This window comes from Flavobacterium niveum (assembly GCF_055231775.1).
The window spans coordinates 1-11856 of record NZ_JBUYSX010000009.1 but is presented as its reverse complement, the minus strand read 5'-3'; the positions used below and the strand labels follow the sequence as shown (position 1 = coordinate 11856).

Sequence of the window (11856 nt, the reverse complement as noted above, 5' to 3'; positions counted from 1 at the left end):
TATAAACCTCCCCGAAGGGAGGTCTTACAAAGTTATGAAATTTTTATTCCCATGCGCAGATAATGCCACCCATAATAGTAAAGCATACCGTAAAGTAGCCTGCGTTTATAAGGATGTATTTCCAGCTTTTGCCTTCAAACTGGGAGTTGGTGCCAATAATAGGCAGCGCCATAAGGATGCCCGCCATAAACCCATGCAGTGCACCGTGTTTAAAGGTGCGGTAAGCATGACCGTAGTCGGCCATGAAAGCGTCAAAAGACGGCTTTGGAGTCATAGCGCCACCACCTATCATCCCGTAAGCGCCAAACTGGTGAATGGTAAGGAACTGCAATACAAAAGCCAGCAGGAATGCAAAAATAAACGTAAGCCCGAATATTTTAAGCATATTGGCTTTTTTGGCAGCATCGGGGTCTACACCGGCTTCGCGCATCCATATAGTGCCGAAAACTTTTGGGTTGTACCATATAAACCCAACCGGGAATGTGGAAACTGCCGCTACAAGGACGGCAAGGAAATTAATGTGCATAATTGTTTGTTTTAGTGTTTATGTATAACAAATATATGGTTTTAAAATCAATTGGTTGTTAGGGGTTTATGAGAGTTATTACACAGAGCCACTCAGAGAGATTACAAAGATTCTGTGTTACAGAAGAGCATTTTATTTCAAATAGCCAAAAGCAGCATACCATTTACGGCGGCTTAAATACTCCATATTCCTGTCATTGGCATACGCCTCACGTTCAAAACTGATGTTACGGTAAGCTTCTTTTGATGTGCGATATTGCAGCCTGCGGATGAAGTATTCTGTTACGTACCAAATGTAGAACGGCAGTACCAAAAGCTCTGCTTGCTGGCGCAGGTGGATGCGTTCGTGGTTCAGTAAAACAGGGTTAGTGGCAAGGGTTTTATCCCGAACGAAAACAAACGGGAACAGCGTAAGTCCGCTATAACCCTTAGGGACTAAATATTTTGAGGCTATTACTATCATTTTGTGTAAAGTTCCTAAATTTGCGTATATGAGTGGCGGAATTTTTGGAAATAAATTAACAGAAGGCGAAGATTATTACCTTTCGCCCGAAGGCTATAAGGTGTTTACCGAAGCCTGGCACCTGAAACGCGGCTACTGCTGTAAAAGCGGATGCAGGCACTGCCCGTATGGGTACGATAAGCGTACGGGAGAATTTAAAAAATAGTTGTTGGTTGTCAGTTGTTGGCCACCCTCGAACCATGAACAATAAACCATAAACAACAAACATAAGACATGATTTTTAAAGAACAGATACTTGAGGGGATTCCGGTAGTTTTGCCGCAGCCAAAGCCGTATGACCCGGCGGTGAACCACGCCCCGAAACGTAAAGATATACTGAGTGCTGACGAAAAGAAATTGGCCCTGCGCAATGCCCTGCGTTACTTTGAGCCGCAGCATCATGCAGAGCTGATAAAGGAATTCAGCCATGAGCTGGAAACCTACGGGCGCATTTACATGTACCGCCTAATGCCGGATTATGCTATGTATGCCCGCCCAATAGACGAGTACCCGGGCGAGTCGCTTCAGGCGAAAGCCATTATGCTTATGGCCCAGAATAACCTGGACCCGGCAGTGGCACAGCACCCGCATGAGCTAATAACTTATGGTGGTAATGGGGCAGTATTCCAGAACTGGGCGCAGTACCGCCTGACCATGAAATACCTTGCCGAAATGACCGACGAACAAACGCTGGTTATGTACAGCGGGCACCCTATGGGGTTGTTTCCGTCGCATAAGGAAGCGCCAAGGGTAGTGGTTACAAACGGTATGGTAATTCCTAATTACAGCAAACCTGATGATTGGGAGAAATTCAATGCTTTGGGTGTATCGCAATACGGGCAAATGACTGCTGGTAGCTATATGTACATTGGGCCCCAGGGCATTGTGCACGGCACCACCATTACGGTGCTGAATGGCGGTCGTAAAATAGCTAAAGATGGCGAAGGCCTTGCGGGTAAGGTATTTGTCACTTCGGGACTTGGCGGTATGAGCGGCGCACAGCCAAAAGCCGGTAATATAGCAGGCTGCATTACGGTTTGTGCCGAGGTTAACCCGAAAGCGGTACACACACGCCACAGCCAGGGCTGGGTAGACGAGGTAATAACCGATACCGACGCACTGGTAGCCCGTGTGCTGAAAGCAAAGGAAAATAAAGAAGTGGTTTCTATAGCTTACCAGGGCAACGTGGTAGACGTATGGGAACGCTTTGATACCGAAAATATTTATATTGACTTGGGTAGTGACCAGACATCGCTGCACAATCCGTGGGCTGGCGGATATTATCCTGTTGGCCTTTCGTTGGAGGAGTCGAATGCCCTTATGGCTGAAAACCCTGATGCATTTAAAGAGAAAGTGCAGGAATCACTACGCAGGCAGGCAGCTGCTATTAACAAGCACACGGCTAAAGGCACGTATTTTTTTGACTATGGGAATGCCTTCCTGTTAGAGGCTTCACGTGCGGGTGCCGATATTATGGCGGCCGACGGTATTAACTTTAAATACCCAAGCTACGTGCAGGATATCATGGGGCCTATGTGTTTTGATTATGGATTCGGGCCGTTCCGATGGGTGTGTACTTCGGGTAAGCCGGAAGATTTAGCCTTTACCGATAACCTTGCCGCACAGGTATTGGAAGAGATGGCTAAGACCGCCCCAGCAGAAATCCGCCAACAGATGGAAGACAACATCCGCTGGATAAGGGGTGCCCAGGAAAACAAACTGGTAGTAGGCTCTCAGGCGCGTATATTATATGCTGATGCAGAAGGCCGTATTAACATAGCGAGCGCTTTCAACAAAGCCATTGCCGAAGGCAAAATAGGTCCGGTCGTTTTAGGGCGCGACCACCATGATGTAAGCGGTACCGATTCGCCTTACAGGGAAACGAGTAATATTTATGACGGTTCGCGTTTTACAGCCGATATGGCCATACATAATGTTATTGGCGACAGTTTCCGTGGCGCTACATGGGTGAGCATACACAACGGCGGCGGCGTAGGCTGGGGCGAGGTTATAAACGGTGGATTCGGCATGGTTCTTGATGGAACTACTGAAGCATCAAGGCGCTTGGAATCAATGCTTTTCTGGGACGTAAACAACGGTATTGCAAGGCGTAGCTGGGCTCGTAATGATGAGGCCATCTTCGCTATAAAACGTGCCATGGAACAGCAGCCGTTACTTAAGGTAACACTGCCGAACCTGGTAGACGACGCACTGCTTGGTTAATTATACAAGATAAGCACTGATACGGTTTCGGGATGCAAATTGCTATGAACTCAAATTAATATTATTACTATCTGTCTTATGAGAACGATAAAAATGCTCCCGCTGCTATTGCTTTCGCTTTTTGCGGTAAGCTGTGCCTGTATCAGTGTGCGGTCTGACTACGACGATGCCGCTGATTTTACCACCTACAAAACCTACGGTTTTTTAAAGGATGGGATTGACAAGGCCGAAATAAGCGACCTTGACAAAAAACGCATTATGAAAGCCCTTGAAACCGAAATGGCGGCTAAAGGCTTTACCAAAAGCGACAAGCCTGATGTGTATGTAAACTTTTTTACCAAAGCCACAAAAGAAGTAAACGTTAACAACTGGGGCGGCTACGGCGGCTGGGGTTGGGGCGGATATTACGGCTGGGGCTGGGGTGGCTACGGTTGGGGTGGCCCATGGGGCTGGGGCGGTTACTCGTCTGTAAGTACCCAGACTGAAGGCACACTTTATGTAGACGTTATAGATGCACAAAAGAAAGAGCTGGTTTGGCAGGGAATAGGTACCGGTGTGCTTACCCAGAACCGCGACAAGAAGCAGGAGCGCATTAACCAGTTTGCTAAGCAAATACTTACGCAGTTCCCGCCGCAAAAGAGTAAATAAATTTCAAGTTTCAATATGAAAGGGCCTGGCTGAATTTTAGTCAGGCTTTTTTTATGATTTATGCGCAACCTTTTAACGGTTCCGGTATCTATTTTATAACCAATTTATAAAATCTATGAAAAGAACTTTACTATTATTATTCCTGCTGGTGGCAGGGGTAAGCAGTGCGCAGATTGTAAACATACCTGATGCGAATTTTAAGAATTACCTATTGAATTATTTGCCATCAATCGATACAAACAATGATGGTGAAATACAGGAAAGTGAGGCAATAGCATTTACAGATTATTTGACTGTAAATGATTTGATTGAAAGTTCTATTCAAGACCTTACCGGGTTGGAAGCCTTTACTAATGTTACATATCTACATATTAATTGTGATTATGTTACCCAAATTGATTTAACAGCAAATACTCAGCTCGTAAATCTTGAAATATCAAGTGCTCACTCACTTACAAGTTTTAGTTTGTCTGGGCTTAATCAGTTACAGAGCGTTTCTATTGCGGCTGATAACTTAACTAATATTAATTTGTCCGGATTATCACAACTACAAACTTTTACCATGCAAAATTCTTATGTTCAGTCACTCGATTTTTCAGGTGTGCCGAATCTTAGCAATATTCATTTAAATGAGTTGAATAGTCTTACTTCACTTATTATAGGTAATAATACAAATTTTCAAAGTTTGTGGTTAAATTCAAGCAGCCTGACATCTTTTGACTTAAGTGGATGCCCAAATATAATATCACTTAACATTTGGTTTATGAACCAGACAGAGGATATATTCATTAACCTGAAAAATGGTAATAATCTATACAGTCCTAATTCTACTGCTGTGCATACAAGCTATAATCCTTTATCGCAATATAAGTGTTATGTGTGTATAGATGAAGGAGAAGCCGAAAATTTTGAATATTTGTCTGAGAACATTGTCTTAAGTACCTACTGTAACTTCACCCCAGGAGGCGATTACAATACGATAGCCGGTACAGCGACTCTTGATGCTGATAATAACGGTTGCGATGCTTCAGATATATTATTGCCTTACGCAACTGTAGAGATAAACGATGGTACTACTACAGGATATTCATATACTTCAAATGGTGCTTATAATTTCTATACGCAAGCTGGCACGTTTACTGTTACACCGCGGTTTGAAAATGACTGGTTTACGGCAAGTCCAGTGACAGTTACTTTCGCCGACAACAATAATAATACTGTGACACAAAATTTTTGCGTAACAGCAAACGGCGTACATAATGATGCTGAAGCAAGTATCCTTCCGTTAGTACCAGCCCAACCAGGCTTTGATGCTATCTACAAAATTGTTTACAAAAACAAAGGCAACCAGACCCTGAGTGGCGACGTAACTTTTACTTATAACGATAATGTATTGGATTATGTTTCGGCATCGCCTGTGGAAACAGCATCTGCATCTGGAAGTTTAACATGGAGTTACAGTAACCTACTCCCTTTTGAAAGCAGGGAAATAATTGTTACCCTTAATGTAAACAGCCCTATGGAAACCCCGGCGGTAAACATAGATGACGTGCTGCCGTTTACTGCTACCATTACACCTGTTACCGGTGATGAAACACCGACAGATAATACATTTGAATATACCCAAACGGTAGTGGGTTCATTTGACCCGAATGACATTACCTGCCTTGAAGGGGCTGTTGTTTCCCCTGATAAAATAGGCGAATACCTGCACTACAATATTAATTTTGAAAACACAGGAACGGCACCGGCTACGTTTGTAGTGGTCAAAGATATAATTGATACAACTAAATACGACATCAGCACACTCCAGATACTTGATGCCTCGCATGCCATGCAGGCACGCATTACGGATAACAAGGCTGAGTTTATATTTGACAATATCAACCTTGCTGCAAACGGCGGCAAGGGCAATGTGGCCTTTAAAATCAAAACGCTGAACAGCCTTGCTGTAAACAGCAGCGTTACCCAGCAGGCCGACATTTACTTTGACTACAACTGGCCTATTGTAACCAATGAGGCTACTACGACATTTGCAATATTGAATACTAATAACCCGGGCAAAGACATTTCGGTAAAACTATACCCTAACCCAACCAGGAGTACTGTAAACATTACTGCGCAAAGCACCATTCAAACCGTACAGTTATACGATGTACAGGGCAGGTTGCTACAGGCTGCCAATGCAAGTGGCCTAACGGCTACCGTAGATGTATCAGGCCGTGCAGCTGGTATTTACTTTATAAAAGTTGCTACTGATAAAGGTACTGCTGTAGAAAAGCTGGTAAAAGAGTAAAACTAATAGAAATAATATTATGTACGCCGGGGCAGCTGTCCCGGCTTTTTTGTTTTACCTGCAAAAATCAGGTTTTCACCGCATAAATTATTTATAGATGTATTGCTTGATTATATTTGATACAAATCTGATATAAAAATTGCACGTACAGTAAGTGAGTAGGCTGTACGGGTGAGTAGTTTTATGTTATCTTAAATTTCATTTATTACTTTGTCCTGAAAGCCACAGTGTATACTGTGGCTTTTCTTATTTATTTTGTAACAAAAATGCCGATGTGTTTTGAAATAAGTTATAAACTTCATTTTTTTACAAACTTCAATAATAATTCCGTAATTTTACGAGGATAACATTACACTAACACTACTCATGGACGCAGCATTTGAAAGCAACCCGCTTGTAGACCGGTTGCCATCGCACCTGAAACAATTCATAAAACCTCAGGATTATGAAGAGTACACGCCCATAAACCAGGCGGTGTGGCGCTATGTGATGCGTAAAAATGTAGACTACCTGAGCCGTGTGGCACACGAATCGTACCTGGACGGGCTTAACAAAACCGGTATCAGCGTAGACAGCATACCGAGTATGTATGGCATGAACCGCATCCTTAAGGAAATAGGCTGGGCTGCCGTAGCGGTAGACGGGTTTATCCCGCCCAATGCGTTCATGGAATTCCAGGCTTATAATGTTTTGGTTATCGCTTCAGACATCCGCCAGCTTGAAAATATAGAATACACCCCCGCCCCCGATATTATCCACGAAGGTGCAGGGCATGCACCCATTATAGCCAATCCGGAATATGCCGAATATTTAAGGCGTTTTGGTGAAATAGGCTGTAAGGCCATATCGTCGGCGCGTGATTATGAAATATACGATGCCATAAGGCTGCTTTCGATACTTGAGGAAGCCGAAGGTACCCCGATAGATGAATTAGAAGCCATTCGTCGCCGTGTAGATGAGCTACAAAACGAACCAGCCGAACCGAGCGAAATGGCACTGATACGCAACCTCCACTGGTGGACGGTAGAGTACGGGCTTATCGGTACGGTGGAAAATCCTAAGATATATGGTGCCGGACTGCTGTCGTCTATTGGCGAAAGCGCCTGGTGCATGACTGAAAATGTAAAGAAACTACCATACGAAATTAATGCGGCCTACCAGGGTTTTGATATTACAAAACCACAGCCACAGCTGTATGTAACACCTGATTTTGCCCACCTTAGCCTGGTACTGGAAGAGTTTGCCAATAAAATGGCGCTACGCACCGGCGGCCTTAGTGGGGTGCAAAAACTGATACACAGTAAAGCGCTTGGTACAGTAGAGTTGAGTACCGGCCTGCAGGTTTCGGGAATATTTACAAACGTTATAGAAAGTGAAGGTAAACCGGTGTACCTGCAAACAACAGGTGGCACAGCATTGGCATACAGGGAAAAAGAGCTTGTAGGCCACGGTATTGATTACCATACTGAAGGTTTTGGCAGCCCTGTAGGAAAGCTTAAGGGAATTAACCTGTCTATAGAAGATATGAGTCCGCGCGACCTGCGTGCGTACGACATCTACGAAGGTGAAACTGTAACGCTGGAGTTTGAAGGCAATATTGTCGTTACCGGTGAAATCATTACCGGCAAGCGTAACCTGCAAGGAAAGATAATCCTTATCAGCTTTAAAAATTGTACCGTAACACATAATGAGACCGTGCTGTTCAGGCCGGAATGGGGTATATACGATATGGCCGTAGGTAAGAAGGTAATCTCTGCCTTCTCAGGCCCGGCTGATGTACACAGTTTTGATTTGGTAGGGCATGTGCCGTCTTCCAAAACCATTAAAGGTAAAAAAACAGCTGAAAGGATTGAATTGGAAAGCTTATACCAAAACATCCGCAACATCCGTGAAGGCAAACCGGCAACCCTTAGCATAGAACAGATATTTGGCATACTAAAGGAAAAACATAACGATGACTGGCTCCTATCGGTAGAAATTGCCGAACTGGCCCATTCGAAAAACAACAATGCCCTGCTTGATGAAGTAGTGCAGCACCTTGATCAACTGAAGTTAAAACGCCCTAAGGTAGCACACCTTATTACCGACGGGCTTTCGCTGATATTTGAAAAAGAAAGCGTTAATTAATCCAAACCCACGAAAAAGGCTCCCGAAAAGGAGCCTTTTTTATTCCCTGTAAGTATGTTGTTGAACATCCTGTTTATGCATTTTCAATTTCTTCCTGCACTTTTTCCCATTCTTCCATAAGGCCGTCAAGGTCTTTTTTCTTTTGCTCATAAGCACTAAAGAATGATGCATCACCCATCAGTTTTTCAGGATGGTCAGCCAATGCACGGTCGTCCTTTTGTATATCGTTTTCCAGCTGGCTTATCTGGCTTTCTATTTTACTCAGCTTGTTTTGCAGTGCCTTGGTTTTCTTTTGGTCTTCAAAACTCACCGGCTGTTGTTTTTGCTTTTCCTGTTTTACAGGTTGCGGTGCAGGAGTATCACGCTTTTCTACTTCGCGCATATTTTGCATATTGCGTTGCTCCAGGTAAAAGTTAATATCACCCAGGTATTCCCTTATTTTGTGGTCTTTAAACTCATATACAATATTGCTCATCCCCTGCAGGAAATCCCTGTCGTGACTTACAATAAGCAGTGTACCTTCGTATTTTTGAAGTGCAGCCTTCAGTACGTTTTTCGATTTAATATCAAGGTGGTTGGTAGGTTCGTCCATCACCAGTACGTTTATCGGCTGAAGCAACAGCTTACACAATGCCAGCCTGTTACGCTCACCACCCGATAGCACTTTAACCTTCTTCTCCACATCATCTCCCCTAAACAGGAATGCGCCCAGCATATCACGTACTTTACTGCGGTTAGTATCGGTAGCGGCATTTTCCATGGTCTCCAGCAGGGTAATTTCACCATCTAGATATTCCGCCTGGCTTTGCGCAAAATAACCCAACTGCACATTATGACCCAATTTTATTGTACCGGTATAGTCGATGTCGTTTACAATTGCTTTTACAAAGGTTGATTTACCCTGTCCGTTTTGCCCCACAAAAGCAATTTTGCTGCCACGTTCTACCAGCAGGTTAAGGTCTTTTAATATCAGCTTATCGCCATACTTTTTGGTAACGTGCTCAGCTTCCACCACTACCCTGCCCGGTGTTTGCGATACCGGGAACGAAATGGTCATAACTGAGTTATCATCTTCATCTACCTCTATTCGCTCTACCTTATCCAGCTTTTTTATTAGCGACTGCGCCATTGAAGCCTTACTAGCCTTGGCACGGAACTTTTCAATCAGTTTCTCGGTATGTTCTATACTCTTTTGCTGGTTCTTTTGTGTGGCAAGCTGCTTTTCACGGATCTCCTGACGCAGTATCAGGTATTCAGAATACGGCTTGGCAAAATCGTATGCCTTACCCAATGAAATTTCTATGGTACGGTTGGTTACATTGTCCAGGAACATTTTATCGTGCGACACGATAACCACCACGCCCGGATATGTTTTAAGGAATGATTCTAACCAGATGATACTCTCAATATCAAGGTGGTTTGTAGGCTCATCCAACAGCAGTACGTCGTTAGATTGTAAGAGTAGCTTGGCAAGCTCTATACGCATACGCCATCCTCCCGAAAAAGTATCGGTGAGTTTATCAAAATCCTCACGTTTAAAGCCAAGTCCCAGCAATATCTTCTCGGTATCGCCCACGTAGTTATACCCTCCCAGGATTTCATATCGGTGAGTATAATCGCCAAGGTCTTCTATCAGTTTAGAGTAGGCTTCGCTCTCATAATCGGTACGCGTAGCCAATAGGTGATTGATTACATCAATTTTACCCTCTACCTCTTTTATATCTTCAAATGCCTGGTAGGCCTCGTCAAGCACCGTACGCCCGGGTATAAAGTCAATATCCTGACGCAGGAAACCTATTCGAACTTCTTTTTCTGTAGCAATAACCCCAGAATCGGGTTTAATATCGCCGGAAAGGATTTTAAGCATGGTCGATTTCCCTGCACCGTTTTTGCCTACAAGGCCCACACGGTCACCCGCACCAAGGCGGAAAGTAACTTCTTCAAACAGGTACGTTCCACCAAAGGAAACCGATAAATTATGTATGTTTAGCATTCTGTATAGCCGTTATAAATCGTAAATTTGTGGAAAGATAATACTTTTTGCAAATGTTAAAAAAAGGAAGCAAATTATATAGCATTTTAACAGGAACCTGCCCCCGATGCCACCAGGAAAGTATGTATATGTACAAAAATCCCTGGAACCTCGACAAAATATTTAAAATGCATGATGATTGTTCGCACTGCGGCCTGCATTATAAAATAGAACCGTCTTTCTTTTTTGGGGCAATGTACGTAAGCTATGGTGTGGGTGTGGCTATAAGTATAGCTATTTTTATCATTTGCTCAGTATTCATAGGCACCGATCTCAAGACATCGTTTATAGCCATAATTGTTGGCCTTATTGTATTAATGCCTTATATCATGAGGATTTCCCGCAATATATGGATAAACTTTTTCATCCATTACCGCAAAGACTGGCGCGAAATTAAAGAGCAGAAAAACGATTCAAATTAATTTCCCTTTTAACCGGCACACCCATTTCTATAGAGTCAAATAATTCTTTTGCCATATAAGGCGCAAGCATTACTCCTCGTGTACCAAGGCCATTAAGTAAGTGTACATTCTTATATTGGTGATGTGTACCAATAAGTGGCTTCCTGTCCTTTACTGTAGGCCTTACACCAGCATAATGGTCTACTATTTGATACGGACAGGTAATTATTTCGGCAAGTTTCTCTACCAATTCATTTTTGGCAGCCTCTGTAGGTATAGATGTTTTATCCTCCCACTCATAAGTAGCCCCTACTTTGTAAAGGTCATTGCCTACAGGCAATACAAATAATCCAGCTTTAATCCCCACAGACAATTTTAAATCCGGAGCTTTTATGAGTAAAAGTTCACCCTTAGTACCGTTTAAAGGCAGGTAACTGAAATACGGATTGTTTTTAATACCAAATCCCTCTGCAAAAACAATATGTTTTGCCAAAACACCCTTGTATTCAACATAGTTTTCGTTGATTATAAGCACTGAGTAGTCGAAAGTTTCCTCTAAAAGATTGCCGGCAATTTTGCTATGCTCCCAGTACGAAGAAATTAAGGTATTGGTATCAATATAACCGGTATGCAACACTTTACCAAATCCAAACGGTGAAGGAATACCTTCAAATTTATCATGGATAATTTCCGGATGCAAAAATGGCGTGAGTTTTGGGTTATCGATGGCTTCAAACCACATATTTTGCTCCTCCACAGAGGCAAATTTTCTGTATAACGGTACCCTATGATCAATTTTCAAACCTAACTTATGCTCCAAAGCCTCATAAAACGGCATCATGTAAGTTATATGCTCAAGAGCATCTTGTGTAGGCTTCATTCTCTTTAGTACAACAGGATTGTACACTCCTGCCGCTGCCAGGCTTGAATTTTGGGAGCTATCGGATATAATCAGGATGGATTTTCCGTCTTTTAGTACTGTTTCAGCAAATGCTATACCGGCCAAGTGGCCTCCCACAATGATAAAGTCTTTCATACGGCAAAGATAACAAGAGAATTTGGAGCCAAAAATGATAAAACTCCATAGTTTCCAGGGAAATAC

The 11856-nt window shown here is 43.1% G+C and carries 10 protein-coding genes; 6 read left to right on the top strand and 4 right to left on the bottom strand.

From position 1 onward, the window contains the following. Positions 1-43 precede the first annotated feature (43 nt). Both ACZIX4_RS19145 and ACZIX4_RS19140 read right to left on the bottom strand, forming a co-directional pair. Positions 44-526 (bottom strand): DUF1761 domain-containing protein, encoded by a 483-nt coding sequence (locus tag ACZIX4_RS19145; protein ID WP_463337262.1) that lies wholly within the window; start codon positions 524-526, stop codon positions 44-46. A gap of 132 nt (positions 527-658) precedes the next feature. Further along, entirely contained in the window at positions 659-988 is a 330-nt protein-coding gene (locus ACZIX4_RS19140; protein WP_463337261.1) for a hypothetical protein, read from the bottom strand. 28 nt (positions 989-1016) lie between these two features. Here ACZIX4_RS19140 and ACZIX4_RS19135 point away from each other — a divergent pair, with 28 nt between their 5' ends. From ACZIX4_RS19135 to ACZIX4_RS19115, 5 genes are all read left to right on the top strand, one after another. Next, on the top strand, positions 1017-1193 hold the full coding sequence (locus tag ACZIX4_RS19135; protein WP_463337260.1) for a DUF5522 domain-containing protein: 177 nt from the start codon (positions 1017-1019) through the stop codon (positions 1191-1193). Positions 1194-1261: 68 nt separating this feature from the next. Beyond that, a complete protein-coding gene (locus ACZIX4_RS19130; RefSeq protein ID WP_463337259.1) occupies positions 1262-3250 on the top strand; it encodes a urocanate hydratase in 1989 nt (662 codons plus the stop codon). 78 nt (positions 3251-3328) lie between these two features. Beyond that, positions 3329-3898, top strand: a complete 570-nt coding sequence (locus ACZIX4_RS19125) for a DUF4136 domain-containing protein (protein WP_463337258.1) — start codon at positions 3329-3331, stop codon at positions 3896-3898. A 763-nt stretch (positions 3899-4661) separates the two neighbouring features. Then, positions 4662-6194: a DUF7619 domain-containing protein gene (locus ACZIX4_RS19120; protein ID WP_463337257.1), complete on the top strand. Its 1533-nt coding sequence runs from the start codon at positions 4662-4664 to the stop codon at positions 6192-6194. A gap of 366 nt (positions 6195-6560) precedes the next feature. Next, complete coding sequence (locus tag ACZIX4_RS19115) at positions 6561-8321, top strand: aromatic amino acid hydroxylase (RefSeq protein WP_463337256.1); 1761 nt, start codon at positions 6561-6563, stop codon at positions 8319-8321. Between the two features lie 73 nt (positions 8322-8394). Here the strand turns inward: ACZIX4_RS19115 and ACZIX4_RS19110 are convergent, their stop codons facing one another. After that, entirely contained in the window at positions 8395-10314 is a 1920-nt protein-coding gene (locus ACZIX4_RS19110) for an ABC-F family ATP-binding cassette domain-containing protein (RefSeq protein ID WP_463337255.1), read from the bottom strand. Positions 10315-10481: 167 nt separating this feature from the next. On the opposite strand from ACZIX4_RS19110, the gene ACZIX4_RS19105 reads away from it, so the two are divergent. Next, positions 10482-10775, top strand: coding sequence for a DUF983 domain-containing protein (locus tag ACZIX4_RS19105; RefSeq protein ID WP_463337254.1), 294 nt, complete (start codon positions 10482-10484; stop codon positions 10773-10775). Here the strand turns inward: ACZIX4_RS19105 and ACZIX4_RS19100 are convergent. Further along, on the bottom strand, positions 10747-11856 hold a 1110-nt coding region (locus tag ACZIX4_RS19100; protein ID WP_463337253.1), incomplete at its 5' end, for an NAD(P)/FAD-dependent oxidoreductase. The genes ACZIX4_RS19105 and ACZIX4_RS19100 overlap by 29 nt on opposite strands.

Bases quoted from the DNA above. Each gene is read 5' to 3' on its own strand.
- ACZIX4_RS19140 (WP_463337261.1), bottom strand. From the start codon at position 988: ATGATAGTAATAGCCTCAAAATATTTAGTCCCTAAGGGTTATAGCGGA.
- ACZIX4_RS19145 (WP_463337262.1), bottom strand. From the start codon at position 526: ATGCACATTAATTTCCTTGCCGTCCTTGTAGCGGCAGTTTCCACATTC.
- ACZIX4_RS19125 (WP_463337258.1), top strand. From the start codon at position 3,329: ATGAGAACGATAAAAATGCTCCCGCTGCTATTGCTTTCGCTTTTTGCG.
- ACZIX4_RS19135 (WP_463337260.1), top strand. From the start codon at position 1,017: ATGAGTGGCGGAATTTTTGGAAATAAATTAACAGAAGGCGAAGATTAT.
- ACZIX4_RS19120 (WP_463337257.1), top strand. From the start codon at position 4,662: ATGAACCAGACAGAGGATATATTCATTAACCTGAAAAATGGTAATAAT.
- ACZIX4_RS19110 (WP_463337255.1), bottom strand. From the start codon at position 10,314: ATGCTAAACATACATAATTTATCGGTTTCCTTTGGTGGAACGTACCTG.
- ACZIX4_RS19130 (WP_463337259.1), top strand. From the start codon at position 1,262: ATGATTTTTAAAGAACAGATACTTGAGGGGATTCCGGTAGTTTTGCCG.
- ACZIX4_RS19115 (WP_463337256.1), top strand. From the start codon at position 6,561: ATGGACGCAGCATTTGAAAGCAACCCGCTTGTAGACCGGTTGCCATCG.
- ACZIX4_RS19105 (WP_463337254.1), top strand. From the start codon at position 10,482: ATGCATGATGATTGTTCGCACTGCGGCCTGCATTATAAAATAGAACCG.